This window comes from Kineococcus aridisoli (assembly GCF_050871885.1).
GTDB lineage: Bacteria > Actinomycetota > Actinomycetes > Actinomycetales > Kineococcaceae > Kineococcus.
In genome coordinates, this window is sequence record NZ_JBJLSF010000004.1 from 68,715 (window position 1) to 87,467 (window position 18,753).

21 protein-coding genes and 1 tRNA gene are annotated in these 18,753 nt (G+C 77.2%); 10 read left to right on the forward strand and 12 right to left on the reverse strand.

The annotated features are described in order from the left end of the window. Positions 1 to 32: 32 nt before the first annotated feature. Complete coding sequence (locus ACRYM2_RS02340) at positions 33 to 1,025, forward strand: helix-turn-helix domain-containing protein (RefSeq protein ID WP_432519569.1); 993 nt, start codon at positions 33 to 35, stop codon at positions 1,023 to 1,025. Between the two features lie 131 nt (positions 1,026 to 1,156). On the opposite strand, the gene ACRYM2_RS02345 is transcribed toward ACRYM2_RS02340, so the two are convergent. From ACRYM2_RS02345 to ACRYM2_RS02355, 3 genes are all read right to left on the reverse strand, one after another. Beyond that, positions 1,157 to 2,272, reverse strand: coding sequence for a baeRF2 domain-containing protein (locus tag ACRYM2_RS02345; RefSeq protein ID WP_432519570.1), 1,116 nt, complete (start codon positions 2,270 to 2,272; stop codon positions 1,157 to 1,159). Positions 2,273 to 2,345: 73 nt separating this feature from the next. Continuing rightward, the gene (locus ACRYM2_RS02350) at positions 2,346 to 2,765 is read right to left on the reverse strand and encodes a YchJ family protein (RefSeq protein WP_432519571.1); all 420 of its coding nucleotides are present in this window, start codon (positions 2,763 to 2,765) and stop codon (positions 2,346 to 2,348) included. Then, positions 2,762 to 3,052 carry a substrate-binding domain-containing protein gene (locus ACRYM2_RS02355; protein ID WP_432519572.1) on the reverse strand — a complete coding sequence of 97 codons (291 nt, stop codon included), beginning with the start codon at positions 3,050 to 3,052 and terminating at the stop codon, positions 2,762 to 2,764. The genes ACRYM2_RS02350 and ACRYM2_RS02355 overlap by 4 nt, the downstream gene beginning before the upstream one ends. Before the next feature lie 87 nt (positions 3,053 to 3,139). Here ACRYM2_RS02355 and ACRYM2_RS02360 point away from each other — a divergent pair, with 87 nt between their 5' ends. Then, positions 3,140 to 4,165 carry a Gfo/Idh/MocA family protein gene (locus ACRYM2_RS02360; protein ID WP_432519574.1) on the forward strand — a complete coding sequence of 342 codons (1,026 nt, stop codon included), beginning with the start codon at positions 3,140 to 3,142 and terminating at the stop codon, positions 4,163 to 4,165. 33 nt (positions 4,166 to 4,198) lie between these two features. Here the strand turns inward: ACRYM2_RS02360 and ACRYM2_RS02365 are convergent, their stop codons facing one another. From ACRYM2_RS02365 to ACRYM2_RS02385, 5 genes are all read right to left on the reverse strand, one after another. Continuing rightward, positions 4,199 to 5,737, reverse strand: a complete 1,539-nt coding sequence (locus tag ACRYM2_RS02365) for an LCP family protein (protein WP_432519575.1) — start codon at positions 5,735 to 5,737, stop codon at positions 4,199 to 4,201. An 86-nt stretch (positions 5,738 to 5,823) separates the two neighbouring features. Beyond that, positions 5,824 to 6,285: a DUF4190 domain-containing protein gene (locus ACRYM2_RS02370; protein ID WP_432519576.1), complete on the reverse strand. Its 462-nt coding sequence runs from the start codon at positions 6,283 to 6,285 to the stop codon at positions 5,824 to 5,826. A 58-nt stretch (positions 6,286 to 6,343) separates the two neighbouring features. Then, positions 6,344 to 6,505, reverse strand: coding sequence for a hypothetical protein (locus ACRYM2_RS02375; protein ID WP_432519577.1), 162 nt, complete (start codon positions 6,503 to 6,505; stop codon positions 6,344 to 6,346). A 9-nt stretch (positions 6,506 to 6,514) separates the two neighbouring features. After that, the gene (locus ACRYM2_RS02380; protein ID WP_432519614.1) at positions 6,515 to 7,222 is read right to left on the reverse strand and encodes a class E sortase; all 708 of its coding nucleotides are present in this window, start codon (positions 7,220 to 7,222) and stop codon (positions 6,515 to 6,517) included. Beyond that, positions 7,222 to 7,962, reverse strand: coding sequence for a DUF881 domain-containing protein (locus ACRYM2_RS02385; protein ID WP_432519579.1), 741 nt, complete (start codon positions 7,960 to 7,962; stop codon positions 7,222 to 7,224). The genes ACRYM2_RS02380 and ACRYM2_RS02385 overlap by 1 nt, the downstream gene beginning before the upstream one ends. Before the next feature lie 116 nt (positions 7,963 to 8,078). Between ACRYM2_RS02385 and ACRYM2_RS02390 the strand changes: the two genes are divergently transcribed. Then, positions 8,079 to 8,375 carry a cell division protein CrgA gene (locus tag ACRYM2_RS02390; RefSeq protein ID WP_432519580.1) on the forward strand — a complete coding sequence of 99 codons (297 nt, stop codon included), beginning with the start codon at positions 8,079 to 8,081 and terminating at the stop codon, positions 8,373 to 8,375. 114 nt (positions 8,376 to 8,489) lie between these two features. Beyond that, positions 8,490 to 9,404, forward strand: a complete 915-nt coding sequence (locus ACRYM2_RS02395) for a glycosyltransferase family protein (protein ID WP_432519582.1) — start codon at positions 8,490 to 8,492, stop codon at positions 9,402 to 9,404. A gap of 202 nt (positions 9,405 to 9,606) precedes the next feature. Here the strand turns inward: ACRYM2_RS02395 and ACRYM2_RS02400 are convergent, their stop codons facing one another. Beyond that, the gene (locus ACRYM2_RS02400) at positions 9,607 to 10,458 is read right to left on the reverse strand and encodes a rhomboid family intramembrane serine protease (protein WP_432519584.1); all 852 of its coding nucleotides are present in this window, start codon (positions 10,456 to 10,458) and stop codon (positions 9,607 to 9,609) included. Between the two features lie 56 nt (positions 10,459 to 10,514). Further along, positions 10,515 to 11,039: a peptidylprolyl isomerase gene (locus tag ACRYM2_RS02405; protein WP_432519585.1), complete on the reverse strand. Its 525-nt coding sequence runs from the start codon at positions 11,037 to 11,039 to the stop codon at positions 10,515 to 10,517. Positions 11,040 to 11,196: 157 nt separating this feature from the next. Here ACRYM2_RS02405 and ACRYM2_RS02410 point away from each other — a divergent pair, with 157 nt between their 5' ends. Then, positions 11,197 to 12,072 carry a hypothetical protein gene (locus ACRYM2_RS02410; RefSeq protein WP_432519587.1) on the forward strand — a complete coding sequence of 292 codons (876 nt, stop codon included), beginning with the start codon at positions 11,197 to 11,199 and terminating at the stop codon, positions 12,070 to 12,072. 65 nt (positions 12,073 to 12,137) lie between these two features. Here ACRYM2_RS02410 and ACRYM2_RS02415 read toward each other — a convergent pair. Next, positions 12,138 to 12,210: transfer RNA gene (locus tag ACRYM2_RS02415), tRNA-Ala, on the reverse strand. A 16-nt stretch (positions 12,211 to 12,226) separates the two neighbouring features. After that, positions 12,227 to 12,343 (reverse strand): DLW-39 family protein, encoded by a 117-nt coding sequence (locus tag ACRYM2_RS02420; RefSeq protein WP_338074703.1) that lies wholly within the window; start codon positions 12,341 to 12,343, stop codon positions 12,227 to 12,229. Between the two features lie 125 nt (positions 12,344 to 12,468). On the opposite strand from ACRYM2_RS02420, the gene ACRYM2_RS02425 reads away from it, so the two are divergent. From ACRYM2_RS02425 to ACRYM2_RS02445, 5 genes are read left to right on the forward strand one after another with little or no spacing between them, the layout of a single operon-like run. Then, complete coding sequence (locus ACRYM2_RS02425) at positions 12,469 to 13,653, forward strand: glycosyltransferase (RefSeq protein ID WP_432519588.1); 1,185 nt, start codon at positions 12,469 to 12,471, stop codon at positions 13,651 to 13,653. After that, complete coding sequence (locus ACRYM2_RS02430) at positions 13,644 to 15,005, forward strand: hypothetical protein (RefSeq protein ID WP_432519589.1); 1,362 nt, start codon at positions 13,644 to 13,646, stop codon at positions 15,003 to 15,005. The genes ACRYM2_RS02425 and ACRYM2_RS02430 overlap by 10 nt, the downstream gene beginning before the upstream one ends. Next, entirely contained in the window at positions 14,993 to 16,114 is a 1,122-nt protein-coding gene (locus ACRYM2_RS02435) for a glycosyltransferase (protein ID WP_432519590.1), read from the forward strand. The genes ACRYM2_RS02430 and ACRYM2_RS02435 overlap by 13 nt, the downstream gene beginning before the upstream one ends. Before the next feature lie 5 nt (positions 16,115 to 16,119). Then, positions 16,120 to 17,265: a glycosyltransferase family 4 protein gene (locus tag ACRYM2_RS02440; protein ID WP_432519591.1), complete on the forward strand. Its 1,146-nt coding sequence runs from the start codon at positions 16,120 to 16,122 to the stop codon at positions 17,263 to 17,265. Beyond that, positions 17,265 to 18,722 carry a lipid II flippase MurJ gene (locus ACRYM2_RS02445; RefSeq protein ID WP_432519615.1) on the forward strand — a complete coding sequence of 486 codons (1,458 nt, stop codon included), beginning with the start codon at positions 17,265 to 17,267 and terminating at the stop codon, positions 18,720 to 18,722. The genes ACRYM2_RS02440 and ACRYM2_RS02445 overlap by 1 nt, the downstream gene beginning before the upstream one ends. Positions 18,723 to 18,753: the final 31 nt, after the last annotated feature.

Sequence of the window (18,753 nt, forward strand, 5' to 3'; positions counted from 1 at the left end):
GGGGAGGGCGGGTTTCCTGCCACGATGGGCGCGTGCCTCTCGCGCGGGTGACCGCCCTCGTCGGTGAGCGGGTCGCGCCGTTCGAGCTGGGCATCGCCGTCCAGGTGTTCGGCACCGACCGCCGCGACGACGACCCGGCCCTGCCGCACCCGCTCTTCCGGGTGGCGGCCGCCTCCCCCGGGCCGGTGCCCGCCGCCGCGGGCTTCGACGTCCTCGTCCACCACGGCCTCGAGGCGCTCGCCGACGCCGACCTCGTCGTCGTCCCGGCCTGGCCCGCCCTGGACGCCCCGGTCGCCGAGCCCGTGCTGGAGGCCGTGCGCGCGGCCGTCGGGCGCGGCGCCCGGTTGCTGACGATCTGCACCGGCGCGTTCCTGGCCGCCCGGGCCGGTCTGCTCGACGGCCGCCGCGCGACGACGCACTGGCAGTTCACCGGCCTGCTCGCCGAGCGCCACCCGCGGGTGCGCGTCGAGCACGACGTCCTGCACGTCGACGACGGGCCCGTCACCACCAGCGCGGGGGCCGCGGCCGGCATCGACGCCTGCCTGCACGTGGTGCGCACCGAGCACGGCGCCGCCGTCGCCAACGCCCTCGCGCGGCGCATGGTCACCGCGGCCCAGCGCGCCGGCGGTCAGGCCCAGTTCGTCGAGCGGCCCGTCCCGCGCAGCACCGCCGAACCCGGCATCGCGGAACTGCAGGACTGGGCGCGCGCGCACCTGCACGAACCGCTGACCGTGGACGCGCTGGCCCGCCGGGCGCTGATGTCCCCGCGCACGTTCGCCCGCCGCTTCCGCGAGGCGACTGGGACGACCCCGCACCGCTGGCTGGTGGAGGAGCGCGTGCGCCGCGCCGAGGAGCTGCTGGAGAGCACCGACCTCACCGTGGAGGCGATCGCCGCGCGCACCGGCACGGGCACCGCCGAGGCGCTGCGCGCGCAGTTCACCGCACGCCGCGGCGTCGGGCCGGCCACCCACCGCCGCACCTTCCGCGCCCCGGGCACCGCGGGCGCTGCGGGGCCCCGCGGCTGAGGGCCGCTCGTCCCCAGCGTGTGGAGGCGCCTGGGGACGCACCGCGACCCGTCCGTGATCTTCCACGGCGCGCATCCCCGATCGGTGATCTTCCACGGTGCACCGTGGGAGATCACCGATCGGGAGGGCGGTCAGGTGGAGGGGTCGGCGTAGCGCAGGACGGCGCCGATGCCGTCGACGAGCTCGACGCCGTCCTCCACCAGCTCGATGTCGGCGTCGGAACCGGCCAGGGCCCGGATGATCGCCGCGTCGGCGCGGACCTCGAACGGGTCGCTCACCCCCAGGGCGCGGACCTCGTCGGCGGACGTGCCGATCGCCAGCGGGTCGTCCCCGATCCACAGCGTCGCCGTGGAGCTGGGGTCGTCGCGCAGCAGCAGGGTGCGCACCTGGCTGCGGCGCAGCGCGGCGACGACCGCGGTCAGCCCCTCCGCGGCCGCGCCGGAGCGGCCGCGCTCCTGCACGAACGCGTCGAGGACGGTCTTGCGGCGCTCGGCGCGGACGGCGTCGACCGCCTCCTCGACGGCGGCCGCGAACGCCTGCTCGTTGGCGCCCGGCGAGCGGCTGCCGCCCTGCACGTCGACGAGCAGGTCGAGCACCGCCGGGGAGGCCTTGCCGCGCAGCGCGGCGGCGGCCTTGGTGTCGCCGGTGAGCACGACGACCTCGGGGCGCTCGGTGCGCACGATGCGGTCCAGCTCCTCGGCGACGGCCGCGGCGTTGTGGTCCCAGGAGTCCTGGACGGCGTGCTGGTAGCGCAGGTGCGCCCACCCGCCGCCGGGGATCTTGTGGATGAGGTCGTGCCCGCCCTCGACGGTCCGGGTGCGGGCGGGCTCGACGGCGTGCGAGCGGGCCATGGTGATGTCGGCGCCCGTGCGGTCCAGCACGACGAGGGCGTAGCGCACGTCGTCGGCCAGCGAGCGCACGAGCGGCATGAGGTGCGCCACGGGTCCGCTGGCGCTCTCCTCGCGCAGCGGCGGGCCGGGCAGCAGCACGTGCAGCTCCAGCCCTTCGGCCGAGGCGAGCATGGCGCGGCCGACCCGGCCGCCGACGCCGGTGGGCTCGGTCGCCACGCCGTCCAGCGCCTGCAGCGCCGGTTCGGGAGCGCCCTGGTCCAGCAGCACGGTGCGTGCGTCCTGCCAGCGCACGTCGAACTCGTGGGCGCCGTTCTCCCGGTCGCGGGTGGCGTCGGCGTAGACGGACACGTGCGGTCCGGGGGCCAGGGCGACGTCCTTGAGCCAGTCGAGCTTCACGGAGGAACCTCCTTGCGACGGTGCGGTGGTACTCCTCTCGTACCCGTGACCCAGCGTGTCAACGCCTGCTCCTTCACGCGAGCCGGTCCGCGTCGGGCCCCACGTACACCCAGCGCCCCGCGCGGCGGGCGAACAGCGAGCGCTCCGCCTGCACCCCGCGCCGGCCCGCCCGGCGGTGGTGCGCCTCGAACTCCACCGTGCCGGTGTCGTCGAACGGGCCGCCGCCGCTCGTGCCCAGCACGACGAGGCGCCGCCAGCGCACGTCGTCGTCGAGCACCAGCTCGCGCGGGCGGGTGGCCGGGTCCCAGGTGCGCAGCAGGTGCGCGACGTCGCCGAGCGCGAAGGCCGTGTAGCGCGAGCGCATGAGCGCCTCGGCCGTGGGCGCCTCGGCCCCGGCGAGGTGGCGGCCGCAGCAGGCCTCGAAGGCCTCGCCCCAGCCGCAGGGGCAGGGCGCGCCGGGTGCGGGGGCCGCGGGGTGTCCGGGGGTGCTCACGGGTCCACCGTGCCAGCAGCCGCGGTGCTCGCGCGCACCCGCAGCCGGGCCGGGGAGGTGTCGTCGTAGCCGGCCACGGACAGCCCGGCCGGCACCCGCAGGCCGAGGTCGGCGGCCGCGGCGAGCACCCCGACCGCGGACAGGTCGTCGGCGGCCAGGACGGCGGCGCGGCGCTCGGGCGACACCTTCGGCGAGCCCTGGAGCACGAGGGAGACCAGCGACTCGGAGAACCCGGCGCGGGCGGCGACGTCCCGGACGGTCGCCCGCCGCCCGTGCTCCACCGCCACCGCCCGTCCTTGACACCCCCGTCGCCCGGCCACCACCCTCGAGCGCCATTGGACCGGTCCAACACCGTCGTTCCCGGGAGCCTGCGCATGTCCGACCTGCACCTCGCCCTGGCCGGCGTCGGCCGCATCGGCGCGATGCACGCCCGCCACCTCGTCTCCACCCCCGGCGTGGGCAGGCTGACCGTCGCCGACGCCGACGCCGGCCGGGCCCGCGAGGTGGCCAGCGCCCTCGGCGCCGACTGGGCCCCCGACACCGCCGCGCTGCTGGCGCGCGGCGTCGACGGCCTGCTCGTGGCCACCGGCACCGCCCAGCACCCCGAGCTCATCGCCGCGGGCGTGCGCGCGGGCGTGCCGGTGCTCTGCGAGAAGCCCGTCGCCCCCGACGTGGCGTCCTCGCTGCCGGTGCTGGAGCTCGTCGAGGCCGCCGGCGGCGTCGTCCGCATCGGCCACCAGCGCCGCTTCGACGCCGGCTACCGCGAGGCCCGGCGCGCCCACGCCGCCGGCGAGCTCGGCTGGCTGCACGCCGTGCGCGCGACCACCTGCGACGCCGCCCCGCCGCCGGTGGCGTTCCTGGCGACCTCCGGCGGGCTGTTCCGCGACTGCAGCGTCCACGACTTCGACGTGCTGCGCTGGACCACCGGCCGCGAGGTCGTGGAGGTCACCGCGCGCGGCAGCAACAACGGCGACCCCGCGATCGGCCGCGTCGGCGACGTCGACACCGCGCTGGCCGTGTGCACCCTCGACGACGGCACCCTCGCCGTCGTCACCGCCTCCCGGTACAACGGCGCCGGCCACGACGTGCGGCTGGAGCTGCAGGGGTCGCTGGGCACGCTCGTCGTCGGCCTCGACGAGCGGTCCGCGCTGCGCTCGGCCGAGCCGGGCGCCACCTTCCCCGCCGGGCCCGCGCACACCACCTTCGCCGAGCGCTTCGCCGACGCCTACCGCGCCGAGGTCGCCGCCTTCGCCGACCTCGTGCGCGGGACCGCGGGCCCGGCGGACGACCTGTGCACGCTCGCGGACGCCGTGGCCGCCGCCCGCGTCGCCGACGCCGCCCAGGAGTCGCTGCGCAGCGGGGCGCCCGTGCGCCTGGACGCGCCGGTCGCGGTGCCGTGAGCAGCGGTGCCGCGAGCGGGTGCGCCGCGGGCCTCAGGCGCAGATGTCGTCGGTGGCCACCCGGCTCGTGATGCTCGCGCTCGGCGCCGGCGCGGCGGGCACCGCGCCGGTCACGCGGGAGCGGACGTCGGTGACCGCCACGGTCGGCGAGGCGACCTCGACGACGATGCTGCGGCCCAGGGTGGCGTCCTCCTGGATCGTGGCGCCGCCCAGGGCGGCGGCGACGGTCCTCGCCGAGTCGGCCCGGTCGGTGCCGTGGCGCACGAGGACGCCGGTGCCGGGCGCCGTCGCGGGGCCGTCGCCGGTGCCGGCGACCGCGAACCCGACCCCGGCCAGCTGGTCGGCGACCGTGGACGCCGTCCCGGCGGGAGCGCCCACGTTGAGCACCCGCACGGAGATGTCCGAGGGCGCCACGAGCAGCTCCGAGCTCGCCGACGGGTCACCGGTGGGGGTCGCCGTCGGGGTCGCCGACGGCGGGCCCGCGGTGTCGGTGCGGATCTGCTGCCACAGCGCCGAGGCCGCGGCGGTCCACTGCACGCGGGCCTCGTTCCTCGGGTACGGCTCGGTGGGAACGGTGATGAACTGCACGCCGTCCGCGGGCATCTTCTGCAGGCTCTGGGCCAGGCCCACCGACTCCGTCAGGCTCGCCAGGCCGGGGTCGGCGGTCACCGACTTCGTCGCCGCGTCGAGGAAGGAGTACAGCCGGTCCGGGCGCAGCAGCACCTGCGAGCTGGTGATCTTCTGCACCATCGAGGACATCAGCGCCTGCTGGCGGCCGATGCGGGAGATGTCCGAGCCGTCGCCGATGCTGTAGCGGGCCCGGGCGTAGGCCAGCGCCGTCTCCCCGTCGACGTCCTCGTGGGTGCCGGCGGGCAGGTGCAGGTTCGCCTTGGTGTCGTCGATGTCCTCGGGGGTGCAGATCGTCACCCCGCCCAGCGCGTCCACCATCGAGCGGAAGCCGCTGAAGTCGATGACGGCGTAGTGGTCGACGTAGACCCCGGTCAGCGACTCGACCGTGCTGATCGTGCAGGCCGCACCGCCCTCGGAGAAGGCGGAGTTGAACATGTCCAGCCGCGGCGGGACCTGCTCGCCGGTGGTGGAGGAGGTGCACGCGGGGATCTGCACGACGGAGTCCCGCGGGATGCTCACGATCGTCGCGCTGCGCCGGTCCGCCGACAGGTGCACGAGCACCGTGGTGTCCGAGCGGGCGCCCGGGTCGGCGGCCTCGCCGCCGTACGCGTCACCGCTGCCGTCGGCCAGGGCCCGGGTGTCGCTGCCCATGACGAGGATGTTGACGGCGTCGTTGCCGGTCGTCGGGTCGGCGGTCGACTCGTCGCTGGGCCGGTCCCCCAGCAGCCCCGACAGGTCCCGGGCCTGGATGTTGCCCTGCAGCCGGTGGTAGGCGTAGACCCCGCCGCCGGCCGCCAGGACCGCCAGCACGAGCACGCCGACGGCCAGCACCCGCAGCACGCGGAAGGCCGCGCCGTGGGCGTGGCTGGAGTGCTGGCCCCGGGCGCGGCGGCCCGCGCCGGGCACCGTGCTGGGCTGCGGGTCGTCGGTCGAGGTGGCCACGCCGTCACGGTAAGGCCGCAGCGGGGCCTCCCCGGACGCGGTCGCGCACAGTTGCGCAGCGTGTGCGCGATGCCTTCACAGCCCGCTCAGGAACCGAGCTGGTCCTGCAGGGTGTCGTTGTACTCGTCGTTGCACGCTTGCACCGCCGCCTGGTCGTTGCCGGCCTCGCGCAGGCAGTCGGTGAGGTCGGCGCCGCCGTTGTTCCAGAAGGCGGCGCCGGCGGCGATCCAGATGGCGGTGAAGACCGCGCTGGCCAGCAGCGCGACGGCGTTGACGGCGACGGCGGCGATCGCCGTGCCGCGGTTGGTGGCGAGCCCCCGCTTGGCGCGGCGCATCGCCACGATCCCCAGGACCAGCCCCACGAGCGCCAGCGGCAGCCCCAGGAAGATCCAGCACGTCAGCAGCGCGAGGACGCCCAGGACGAGCGCGGCGACGGCCATCCCGTTGCGGGGCTTGGCGCCGTAGGGCTCGGAGTAGCCGCCGTAGCCGCCCCCGTAGCCGCCCTGCTGCCCGCTCGGGTAGCTGCCCTGCCCGTGCTGCTCGGCCATCCGGTCCTCCTCGATCGTGGAGCTGGGAGTCTGCCAAGCAGACGCACCGGGCGCGACTTCAGTTCCCCTCGACCGTGCCGTCGTTGATCGCCAGGTGGTCGGCGACCGCCGGGAAGACCACCGTGAAGCACAGCAGCAGGAGGCCGGCCGCCACCAGCAGGCTGATGAGCAGCCGCACCCACCACGGGCCGGGCAGCGCCCGCCACCACCACGCGTACACCGCGACCTCCTAGTCCACGGCCGCGAGCGAGGCCGGCGGCCCCGCCGAGCGGTCCTGGGCCGACTCCAGCAGGGCGTGCACCACGTAGCGCTCGCGCGCGGAGTGCATCGGGTGGCAGGCCGTCATCGTCAGCCACGCCTGCGTCGGGTCGGCCCCCGGCTGGTCGGGCACCGGGGCGATGACCGAGACCTGCTTCGGGCTGACGACCTGGGAGGAGGCCACCCGGTAGGTGAACCACCGCGTCGCGGTGGCGACGACGACGGCGTCGCCGGGCCGCAGGTCGGCGATGAGGTGGAACGGCTTGCCGTAGGTGACGCGGTGACCGGCGAGGGCGAGGTTGCCGACCTGCCCGGGCACCGCGGTGCCCTCGTAGTGGCCGATGCCCTCCTTCAGCTCCTCGGTGCCGGTGCCCTCCACGACGGGGACGGCGTAGTCGGAGCCGAAGCGCGGCACGTAGAGGACGGCGAACGCGTCCCCCGCCGGCGGGGTCTGGTCGACGTCGGGCACGACGGGCGCCGCGGTGCCGGTCGCGGACGGCGCGGGCACCGGGGCGGCGGGCGCGGCGGCGTCCCACTGCTCGGTCAGCGAGCTCACGGTCGCCGCCTGCGCCCGGCCGCTGGTCAGGTCGGTCCAGTGCAGCTGCCAGACGACGAACAGCAGCACGAGCACGCCGGCCGTCAGCAGCAGCTCGCCGAGCGCGGAGACCGCCCGGCGCATCACGCGGCACCCGCTCGCGCGTGCGAGGGCCGGGTCGTGCCGTCGAAGGCGGGCAGCTGCAGGTCGTCGGCCCCGGAGACCTCGTAGCCCAGGCCGTAGGCGGCCACGTACTGCCGGTAGACCGCCACCTCGGGGCTGGCGGCGAGCGCGGCGCGCAGCGCGTCGGGGTCGCCGACGGCCGCGATGCGGTACGGCGGGGAGTACGTGCGCCCCTGCAGCACGAGGACGTTGCCGACGCAGCGCACCGCCGACGTCGAGACGATCCGCTGGTCCATGACGACCATGGCCTCCGCACCGCCGTTCCAGAGCGCGTTGACGACGGCCTCGACGTCCTGCTGGTGCACCACGAGGTCGTCGGGGACCGCACCCGCCGGTCGCGGCCGGTCCGTCGGCGCGTCGTCCAGCACGACGGCGACGCCCGGCCCGCGCACGGCGAGCGCGCCGGAGGCGGTGCCCAGCGCGGGGTCGGCGAGCGGGTCGCCCGGCCCCGGGGCGCCGGCGGCGGCCCGGGGGGCGCTCAGCTGATCCACCTGCGCGCGCAGCGCGCTCACCTGCTGCGAGCGCAGCTCGTTCTCCCGCGAGCGCTGGGCGACGAGCGTGCCCAGGTCGGCGGACTCCGAGCGCAGGTCGGTGCCGCGCGAGGTCTGCGCGCTCGTGGCGAAGAGCAGCCCGGCGGCCGCGAGCACCCCGGCGACCGCGGTCCGGCGGGCGGCCCGACGGCCGACCCCTGCTGCACCCACCCGGCCTCCTCCCCCTCCGTCGTGCTGTCGGGACCGACCGCACACCGGTCGTCGCACTACGCTAACCAGGTGAGGACGTGCCGCGTCCCGCCCACCCCCCTGACCCGGAGGTCGACGTGCCCCGCCCCGAGAACGAGCCCGACCAGCCCGCCGGCCGCAGGCGGCTGCGCCGCGCCGCCCGGAGCGAGGACGGCGTGGCCGCCGCGGACCGCGCCGTCAAGGCGAAGAACCAGCTCACCCCCCGCTGGTGGATCTTCCTCATGGTCGCCCTCATGGTGGCCGGGCTGCTGTGGATCGTCGTCTTCTACCTGTCCAGCTCGCAGCTGCCGGTGCCCGGGTGGCGCAACTGGAACCTCGTCGCGGGCTTCGGGCTGGTGCTCGTGGGCTTCGCGATGACGACCCGCTGGCGCTGACCTCGCTCGCCCGGGTGAACACCGGGCCCGTCCGGGCGACCCTCCCCGTACGTCACGGTTAGGCTCCCGGCGTCGGCCGGTCCCGGTGCGACGCGACGCGACCGGAGGGCCGCTGTGCTGCACGTCGTCTACCGCTCCCACGGCGGGGAGAACGCCAAGGGCCGACCGGCCTGGTACTCCAAGCCGCTGGCCCTGGCGTCCTTCCTGCGCGCCGTCGAGTCGGCGGGTGAGCCGGTCGACGTCCTCTTCCTCAACGACGGGCCGCTGCCGCACCCGCTGCTGACCGCGATGCGCGCCAGCGGCCGGGTGCGGGCGATCACGGGCGGGACCAACCGCGCCAGCTACCTCGCCGGGCTCCGGCTCGCGGTGCGCTCCGGCTTCGACGACGACGACGTCGTCCTGCTCGCCGAGGACGATTACCTGTGGCGCCCCGACGCGCTCCGCTCGCTGCTGGCGACCGCCGCCCAGCGGCGCGCCGAGTACTGGGCGCCCTACGGCACCGGCACCCACGACGACGTCGACGGCCGCACCCGCGCGGAGCGGCTGCCGCGCACCGGGCGCGGGGAGACGCAGGTGCCCGCCGACGTCGTGCGCTGGGTGCCCCACGCGTCCACCACCAGCACCTTCGCCGTGCGGGTGGGGGCGCTGCGCCAGGACCACCGGCTGCTCGTGCTGTGCTGCCTGTCCGGCGGCGACTTCGACCACACCAGCTTCCTGGCCGTGCGGGGCGTGCCCCGCTTCGGCCTGCGCGACCTGCTCGTGCACCACCCGGGGACCTCGGCGTCGCCGCTGGTGCGGGCCGCCCGGGCCGCCTACCTCACCGCCACCCGCTCGGCCGTCGACCTCGCCTCGCTGCGCCGGCCCGCGCACCGGCGGCGGCTGGCCGCGGCGGACCCGGCGCTGTGCACGCACATGGAGGACGGCTGGCTCGCCCCGGCGCCCGCCGGCGCCCCGGACTACTGGGAGGAGCTGGCGGCGAGCACCCGCCGCTGGGCCGCCGCCCACCCCGTGCTGTCCCGGGTCGTCTAGCTCGGCGGAGCCGTCCCGGGTTGTCCACCGCCTGGGGACGGCTTGTGGACGAGCGGGGGACGACGGGCCCGGGCGTGGGGACGGCGGTGGCGCTGTCCACAGCCCTTGTCCACCGGTTCATCCACACCGTGTGGACAGCTGTGGGAAACCCCGTCGTCCGTCCACAGGTGTGCACAGGCGCGGTGGACGGACGGTCCACAGCTCAGAACGGCGAGCGGGTGGCCGCGTAGCCCAGGAGGGCCACCAGCACGACCGCGACGACGGCCAGCCCCGACCACTGCAGCACCGCGTCGCCGCGCCGGCCGCGGGCCAGCACCCACGAGACCGCGGCACCGGTGAGCAGCCCGCCGAGGTGGGCCTGCCAGGAGATGCCCGCCACGAGGACGCCGATGGCGAAGTTGACGACGATGAGGCCGACGATCTGACCGGTCTGGCGGCCCAGGTGCCGGTTGACGACGAACAGCGCCGCGAACAGGCCGAAGATGGCGCCGGAGGCGCCCACGAGGACGCTGTAGGCGGTGAAGGGCAGCAGCAGGGCACCCGCGGCGCCGCCCAGCGCCGACAGCACGTACAGGGCCGTGAAGCGCAGCCGGCCCAGGATCGGCTCCAGGTACTGCCCGGTGATCCACAGGGCGTACGTGTTGAGCAGCAGGTGCAGCAGGCCCCCGTGCAGGAACGCCGAGGTCAGCGGCTGCCACCAGGTGCCCGGGCCGAACGCGTTCTCGTAGGGGCCGTTGACCAGCGGCAGCCAGGCGTAGACCTGCGGGGGCAGCACGTACTGCCCCGCGAAGGCCACCAGGCAGGCGGCGATGAGCACCTTCGTGACGGCGGTGTCCCTGGTGCGCAGCGCACCGCCGAAGGTGGTGCGGGGCGCGCGGACGGTGCGGGCCGCCTCGGCCACGCAGTCCACGCACTGCACCCCGACCGCGGCGGGGCGCTGGCACTGCGGGCAGACGGGGCGCTCGCAGCGCTGGCAGCGCACCCACGACTCGCGGTCGGGGTGGCGCGGGCAGACGGGGACGTCGCTCGCGGGCGGGATCGGCTCGGCGCTCACGGAGGGCTCAACGCCCGGGACGTCCCCGTCGTTGCCCGCTGCCGGGCCCGGAGTGCTCAGTCGCGCTCGACGTCGACGCTGGAGATGACGACGGGCTCGCGCGGGGCGTCCGCGGGTCCGGTCGCCACCGAGGCGATGGCGTCCACGACCTGGCGGCTGGCGTCGTCGGCGACCTCGCCGAAGATCGTGTGCCGGCCGTTGAGGTGGGAGGTCGGGGCGACGGTGATGAAGAACTGCGAGCCGTTGGTGCCGTGACCCGCGATCTTGCCCGCGTTGGCCATGGCGAGCAGGTACTTCTTGTCGAAGCGCAGGTCCGGGTGGATCTCGTCGTCGAACTGGTACCCCGGGCCGCCGCGGCCGTCACCGCGCGGGCAGCCGCCCTGGATCATGAAGCCGTCGATGACGCGGTGGAAGGTCAGCCCGTCGTAGAACGGCTCCGTCCGCTTCTCACCCGTGGCGGGGTCCTGCCACTCCTTCGTGCCCTCGGCGAGGCCGACGAAGTTCGCCACCGTCTTCGGGGCGTGGTTCTCGAACAGTTCCAGGCGGATGTCGCCGTGGTTGGTGTGCAGGGTGGCGTGCATGGGCCCATGCTCCCACGGCCCGGCGCCGTCCACGCTGGCGGAGAGTCCCGGGGTGCGGTGTGATGGCCGCTGGTGATCCAGGCACCGGGCACGTGCGGAGCCGTGCGCTCGTTGCCACGACCAGTGCGGGTCCACCGCCAGACGACAGGAGGAACGGATGTCCCTGACGACGAAGAACCGGTCGGACACGCTGCAGGCGCAGGTGCGCGAGCAGGGTGCGGCGCTCGCCGAGAAGGTGGGTCCCGCCGTCGACAGCGCCCGCGAGTGGGCCACCCCCCGGGTGGAGGCGGCCATCGCCGCCGCCGTCCCCGCGGTCGAGAACGCCCGCGCCACGATCGTCGACGAGCTGCTGCCGCGCCTCGCGGAGGTCCTGCAGGAGGCCACCGAGAGCGCCAGGGAGAACGCGGCGCCCGCGGTGACCGCCGCCACCACCGCGGCGACGGCGGCCGCCGCCTCCGCCGCCGGCACCGCGAAGACCGCCCGCAAGGGCCTGGAGGTCGCCGGCAAGAGCGCCCTCGAGGCCGGCAAGGGCGCCAAGGCGGCCGCCGCGGCGAGCGCCCTGGCCGGCGGGAAGGTGGCCGCCCAGCGCTCCAGCGACGCCCTCGCCGTCCTCAAGGGCGAGGCCGTGGTGCACAAGGCCGAGGAGAAGTCCGGCCGCGGCCGGAAGCTCCTGCTCGTCACGCTGCTGCTCGCCGGTGGCGCGGCCGCGTTCGCCGCGGTCCGCGGGCGCTCCAAGGAGGACCCGTGGGCGACCCCGGGCGCCGCCTGGACCCCCGCCCCCCCGGCCTCGACGCCCAGCACCCCGGGCACCCGCGCCAGCGCCGACCGCCTCGAGGAGGCCAGCTCCACCGGCACCTCCGGCACGGGCAGCGCGTTCGCCGCGTCCGGGACCTCCGGCGAGCCCAGCACCACGCAGGTGCCGGACCCGGCGGGGAGCGGCCCGTCCGACACGACGACCCGGATCGCGCCCGCGCCCGGTGAGCCGACGCTCGAGTCCGGCTCCTCCGAGTCCTCCGAGCCCCGGGACTCCTGACCCCCGCCCCGAGCGGACGACGAAGGCCCCCACCGCGTGCGGTGGGGGCCTTCGTCAGGTCCGGGTGGAGGCGAGGGGACTCGAACCCCTAACCCCCTGCTTGCAAAGCAGGTGCGCTACCAATTGCGCCACGCCCCCCGGGGGCTGCCGGTGCTCAGCGCACCGTGTCGGTCGCCTCGGCCCACAGGTCGCGCTCGGCCTTGGCCGACGCCTTGCGGCGCCAGAGGACGACGGCACCCGCGGCAGCAGCCACGACGAACAGCTTCTTCACGGGTCCTCCTCCTCGACCGCACGTCGCCCGCACGGGCGACGACGCAGCACGCTAGCACGGTGGGCCACGCACGGTGATCGGCGTCCGCCTCAGGTCCCGGCGGGCGCGGCCGACGGGAGGGCGACATGCTCCCCTCCCCCACAGCGCCCCCGCCCCCCGGGCCGCCGGCGCCGCAGCGCACCGCGCTCGTGCACGAGTGGATCGCCGCCCGCGCCGGCGCCGAGCAGGTCTTCGAGGTGCTCGCCGGGATGTGGCCGCAGGCGGACCTGCACGCCCTCAGCGCCGCGCCCGGGGTCCACCTGGAGCTGGGGGGCCGCCGGGTGCGGACCACCGCGCTCGACACCGCGCCGCTGCGGGAGCGGCGCGCGCTCGCGCTGCCGCTGATGCCGCTCGCCTGGCGCGCGCACGCCCGCGAGGTGCAGGGCGGCTACGACCTCGTCGTCAGCAGCCACCACGCCTTCGCCAGCGCCAACCGCCTCGTCGCCCCCGGCGGGGCCCACCTGGCGTACGTGCACACCCCCGCCCGCTACGTGTGGACCCCCGAGCTCGACGGGCGCGGGACCTCCCCCCTGCTGGCGCCCGCCCGCGCCGCGCTGCGCGCGCTGGACCGCCGCAGCGCCGCCCGGCTGACCGCGGTCGCCGCCAACAGCCGCGAGGTCGCCCGCCGCGTCGAGCGCTGCTGGCACCGCGAGGCCGTCGTCGTCCACCCGCCCGTCGACGTCGACGCCCTCGACCCGGCCCTGGCCGGTCCCGACGAGCTGGAGCTGCCCGCGGGCTTCCTGCTCGCCCTCGGCCGGTTCGTGCCCTACAAGAACCACGCCGTCGCCGTCGAGGTCGCCGAGCGGCTGGGCCGGCCCGTCGTCCTGGCCGGCGCCGGGCCGCTGGCCGCCGCGCTGCGCGAGCGGGCCGCCACCGCCCGCGTGCCCGTGCACGTCCTGGAGGCGCCCTCGCGCGCCCACGTGCGGGAGCTGCTGCGCCGGGCCTCCGTCCTGCTCTTCCCCGCCGTGGAGGACTTCGGGATCGTGCCCGTGGAGGCGATGGCCTCCGGCACCCCCGTCGTCGCCCCCGCCCGCGGCGGCACCGCCGACACCGTGGTGGACGGGCGCTCCGGCGCCCTCGTCGAGGACACCCGCCCCGCCGCCTACGCCGAGGCCGTCGCCCGGGCGGAGCGGTGCACCCCCGCGGCCTGCCGCGAGCAGGCCCGCCGCTTCGACGTCGCCCGCTTCCGCGCCGAGGTCCGCGCGTGGGTCGCCGCCAGCGCTCCCGGTGGCGCTCCCGGCGGCACTCCCGGCGGTGCGCCGTGGTCCTGATGCTGGCGCTCGCCGCCGCCGGAGCCCTGACCGGCCTGCTGGTCTGCTGCACGGCCGGCGACCGCACCCGGCTGACGATCGCCGCCGCGCTGGCGGTGCCGCAGCTGTTCGTCGGCCCGCTGGGCACCATGTCGCTGCCGCTGAGCCAGTGCTGGACCATCCTCATCGCGCTCTGCTGGCTGCTGGAGCGCAAGGAGCTCCCGCTGGGCGACGCCGTGCTGCGCGGGACGCTGCTGCTGGCCGCGGCCGAGGGCGCGGCGATCGCCTGGTCGCCGGACCCGCTCGTGGGCGTCCTGGAGGTCGCGCGGCTGGTCTCCTTCGCCTTCCTCGTCCTCTACGCGGTCCGGGTCGAGCGCGACGACCCGCGGGGGCTGCGCGGGCCGCTGACGCTCGTGCTGCTCTGGGCGGTCGTCGACGCGCTGCTCGTGTGGGCCTTCCGGCTCTCCCCGGCCGCGGAGTCCGCGTTCCTGCACTCCCCGCTGGCGAGCCTGGTCATCGGTCCCGACGCCATGAGCGCCTTCTTCGGCGACGGCGCCAACAACGTCACCGACCCCGCCAAGTCCGGGGGGCTGTTCATCAACGCCAACGTCTCCTCGATGTTCCTGGGCGTGTCCACCTTCGCCTTCCTCGCCCTCGGCGTCGGCGAGCGCGGCCGCCGCCGGCGCTGGTACGCCGCCGGCGCGCTCACCACCTGGTCGGCCACGTTCGCGACGGGCTCCAAGACGGCCGCGGCGCTGGCGCTGCTGCTGCCCGTCCTCGTGCGCGGCGTGCAGGTCCTCGGGCGCCCCGGCGCCCGCTGGTTCCTGCCGCAGGCCGTCGCCGTCGTCGCCCTGGGCGCCTGGCAGCTGCCGCGGCTGCTGGAGCGCTCCGTGCCCGGCTACGCCGACGCCTCCGCCCACAGCCTGGCCAGCCGGGCGCCCATGTGGGAGTTCGCCCGCCGCATGGTCGGCGAGCACCTGGTGCTGGGCCTGGGCCACGGCGGCTGGACGCGCACGATGGAGCAGTTCGCGGCCCTGGGCATCGAGGCGCTGCCGCCGCACAACCTCCTCATCGCCGCCTGGGCGGCGTGCGGGCTGGGCGGCGTCCTGGCGCTGCTCGTCCTGGCCGTCACCGTCCTCGTGCGGCTGACCGCCACCGTCGTGCGCCGGGTCGGCAGCCCGCTGGCCCGCACCGCGGCCTTCGCGCTGGGCGCCTGGCTGTGGGTGCTCGTGCACGGCATGGGCGACAACACCGCCGTCTACGGGGAGTCCAAGACGATGATCCTGCTCGCGCTGCTCATCGGCCTGGTCACCGCGCGCGCCGCCCGGCCGGCCGCCGCCGTCCCGGCGCAGGGGGCACCGTGCCCCGCGTAGCGGTCCTGCGCCACCGGCTCGGCGTCGGCTCCGAGCCGTTCGTGCTGGAGCAGGCCCGCCGCTTCGGGCGCTGGGAACCGGTGCTCGTGGCGCGCGACGCGCTGCCCGCGGGCCTGGAGCTGCCCGCCGCCAGCCTCGTCGAGAGCGCCGGCCGGCGCGCCGCCGCCGCGCACACCGCCGGCGTCGGCTCCCGCCCGCTGGCCGCGCTGCTGCGCGAGCTGCGCGTCGACGCCGTCCTGGCCCACTTCGGCGTCGAGGGCGCCTGCGCGCTGCCCGCCACCCGCCGCGCGGGGCTGCCGCTGGCGACGGTCTTCCACGGCTTCGACGCCACCTGCTCCCCCGCCGCGCTGCTGCGCGCGCGCAAGCCCTCCTGGGCGACGTACGTGCGCCGCTCCCGGCGCCTGGCCCGCGAGGGCGAGCTGTTCCTGCCCGTCTCCGAGCACCTGCGCACCCGGCTGCTGGAGCGCGGGCTGCCGGCCGCGCGCACGCGCACCCACCACCTCGGCATCGACCTCGGCAAGCTGCCCGCCGACCCGCCCGCGGCGCAGCCGCGCACCGTCGTGCACGTGGCCCGGCTGGTGGAGAAGAAGGGCACCGCCCACCTGCTGCGGGCCCTGGCGCTGCTGCCGGCGGACGTCCGGCTGGTCTGCGTGGGCGACGGTCCGCTGCGCCGGCCGCTCGGCGAGCTGGCGCGGCACCTCGGCGTCGCCGGCCGCACCACCTTCACCGGTGCCGTCGGCAACGACGAGGCCCTGCGGCTGGTGGCCGCCGCGGGCGTGCTGTGCCTGCCCAGCACCACCGCCGCCAACGGCGACCAGGAGGGGCTGGGGCAGGTGCTGCTGGAGGCCGGGGCGCTCGGGCGGCCCGTGGTCGCCACCCGCCACGGCGGCATCCCCTCGGCCGTCGTCGACGGCCGCACCGGCACCCTCGTCCCCGAGGCCGACCCCGCGGCGCTGGCCACCGCCCTCGCCCGCTACCTGGACGACCCCGCCCTGGCCGCCCGCACCGGCGGCGCCGCGCGCGAGCACGTGCGCGCGCGCTTCGACGCCGCCCGCCAGACGGCGCTGCTGGAGGACCTGCTCGACGGGCTGATCGGCGGGTCCCGGTGAGCCGCGTGCTCGTGCTCACCCGCGGGCTGCCGCTGCACCACGTGGGCGGGATGGAGTCCGTCGCGTGGGACCTGTGCCGGGCGCTCACCGCGCACGCCGAGGTCGGCGTCCTGACGACCGGCGTGCCCGGCCGGCCGGAGCGCTGCGCGCTGGAGGGCGTCGACGTGCACGCCCTGGCGGGCACCGCTCCGGGGCGCTACTCGCGCGCGTGGTGGCGCGCCTCGCGGAGCGCGCTGGCGGCCGAGCTGGCCCGCGGCGGCGTCGGCGGGGTGCTGTCGGTGAGCGCGGCCGCGCACTCCGCCCTCGACCTGCCCGCGCGGGCCGGGGCGCGGCTGGTGCTGCAGGCGCACGGCACCTCCGTCGCCGAGCTGACCTCCAAGCTGACCAGCCGGCGGGTGCGCCCGGTGCTGACCTCGGTGCGCAACGTCTCCGGCCTGCTGCGGGACGTGCGGGCCTACCGCCGCTTCGACGACGTCGTCGCCGTCGGCCCGGCCGTCGCCGCCTCGCTCACCGCGCCGCCGCTGGGCCGCCTCGTCGCGATGCCCCCCGTGCACGTCCTCGCCAACGGCGTCGACACCACCGCCTTCCGCCCCGACCCGGCGGCGGCCGCCGCCGCCCGCCGCGAGCTGGCGCTGCCGCCGGGGGCGCCGGTCCTGCTCGTGGCCGGGCGGCTGCACCCGCAGAAGCGCGTCGACCGCTCCCTGCGCTGCCTGGCCGCCCTCGACGGCGAGGCCCACCTCGTGCTGGCCGGCGACGGGCCGCAGGAGCGGGAGCTGCGCGCGCTGGCCGGCGAGCTGGGCGTCGCGCACCGGGTGCGCTTCCTCGGCGCCGTCGCCCGCGAGCGCCTCCCGGCGCTCACCGCCGCCGCCGACGCCTCGCTGCTCACCTCCCAGTGGCGCGAGGGCCTGCCGATGGCCGTCCTGGAGTCCCTGGCCTGCGGGACCCCGGTGGTGGCCGCGCGCACGACCGCGCCCGTCGACGGCGCCGGGGAGGCCGTGCGGCGCGTCGACGCCGGGGACCCCGGCGCCCTGGCCGCGGCGGTGCGCTCGGTCCTGGCCGCCGGCCGCAGCCCGCGCAGCCTGCTGCCCGCCCGCTACGAGCTGCGCGGGGTCGCCGCCGCCTACGCCCGGTTGCTGACGGGCGCGCCGTGATGCGCGCCGCCGTGCAGCGGCTGCTGCTCGGCGGCCTCGCCGGCAAGCTGCTGGGCCTGCTGCGCGAGGTGCTGCTGGCGGCCGCCTACGGCACCGGCGCACCCGCCGTCGCCAACCGCGTCGCCCAGAGCGCGACCCTCGTGCCGGTCGACCTGCTGACCGCCGACGTCCTCACCTCCGGGTTCCTCCCGCTGCACGCCCGGCTGCGGCACGCCGACCCCGCCCGCGCCGCCGCGCTCTTCCACCGGCTGCGCGCGGCGCTGTGGGTGCTGGCGGCCGTGCTCACCGGCGGGCTGCTCGTGGCCGCCCCCCTGGTCGTCGACCTGCTCGCCCCCGGGCTGGGGGCCGGCACGGCCGCCACGGCCACCGCCTTCGTGCGCACCAGCGCCCTGGGGGTCCCCAGCTACCTGCAGTTCGCGCTGCTGAGCTGCCTGGAGGTCTCCCACGGCTCCTTCCGGCTCTCCAGCCTGCGCGCGACCGGGCAGAACGCCGGCGCGCTCGCCGCGCTCGGCCTGGCCTGGTGGCTGGGCGAGCCGCTGGTGCTGGCGGGCGGCTTCGCGCTCGCCTACCTGCTCCTGCACGCCTGGGCCGAGGTGTCGCTGCGCCGTCGGGGGCTGCTGCCCGCCCGCCCCGCCAGCGGCAGCGGGGCGGGCCTGCCCGGGGAGCTGTGGCGGCGGCTGCGGCCCCTGCTGCTGCTGCCGCTCGCGCTGCAGGCCTCCGTCGTCGCCGAGCGCGTCGTCGCCTCCCTGATGGGCGAGGACGTCGTCGCCGCCGTCGACTACGCGCGGTTCGTGGCCACCACCGGGGTCAACCTGCTGGCCGTCCCGCTCGGCCTGGCCGGCCTGGCGGTGCTGTCGACGCTGGCGGCGGACGCGGCCCGCGAGCGCCTGGCGCAGCTGCTGCCGCCCCTGCTGCTCGTCGTGGCCGCGCTGTCGGTGGTGCTCACCGCCGAGGCGGCGGGCGTCGTGGAGGTCCTCTACGCGCGCGGCGCGTTCGACGACCGCGCCGTGGCCACCTCGGCGAGCGTGCTCGCCGGGCTGGGCGCGGGCTTCTGGGCGCAGTCGGTCTCGTACGTGCTCGTCAAGGCGCTCACCGCGCAGGACCGCAACCGGGCGGCGGCGACCTCGCTGCTCGCGGGGCTGGTCGTCGCCCTGGCGGTCAACGTCTGCCTGCACGACGTGCTGGGCCCGGTGGTGCTGGGGCTGGCGACGTCGGCGGGCGCGGTCGTCAGCTGCGCCGTCGCGGCGGCCCGGCTCGGCGTCGGGCGCGTGCTCGTGCGCTGGGGCGCGGCGTGCCTGCCGGTGGCGGCGCTGTCCTGGCTGGCGGCGGCCTGCGCACCGGGGTCGGGCTGGGCGGGCCTGGCGGTCGGCGCGGCCTGCGCGCTGGGGGTGTGGGTGCTCGCCGCGCTGGCGCTGCCGCCGTGGCGGCGCGTGGCCGCCGGGGTCCTGCGCGGCTGACCCCACCGGCCGACCCCACCGGCTGACCGCC

What these genes read in the sequence shown, in the direction of transcription:
- ACRYM2_RS02405 (WP_432519585.1), bottom strand. Translation starts at nt 11,039, where the DNA reads ATGCACGCCACCCTGCACACCAACCACGGCGACATCCGCCTGGAACTG.
- ACRYM2_RS02360 (WP_432519574.1), top strand. Translation starts at nt 3,140, where the DNA reads ATGTCCGACCTGCACCTCGCCCTGGCCGGCGTCGGCCGCATCGGCGCG.
- ACRYM2_RS02380 (WP_432519614.1), bottom strand. Translation starts at nt 7,222, where the DNA reads ATGCGCCGGGCGGTCTCCGCGCTCGGCGAGCTGCTGCTGACGGCCGGC.
- ACRYM2_RS02410 (WP_432519587.1), top strand. Translation starts at nt 11,197, where the DNA reads ATGTCCCTGACGACGAAGAACCGGTCGGACACGCTGCAGGCGCAGGTG.
- ACRYM2_RS02425 (WP_432519588.1), top strand. Translation starts at nt 12,469, where the DNA reads ATGCTCCCCTCCCCCACAGCGCCCCCGCCCCCCGGGCCGCCGGCGCCG.
- ACRYM2_RS02445 (WP_432519615.1), top strand. Translation starts at nt 17,265, where the DNA reads ATGCGCGCCGCCGTGCAGCGGCTGCTGCTCGGCGGCCTCGCCGGCAAG.
- ACRYM2_RS02370 (WP_432519576.1), bottom strand. Translation starts at nt 6,285, where the DNA reads ATGGCCGAGCAGCACGGGCAGGGCAGCTACCCGAGCGGGCAGCAGGGC.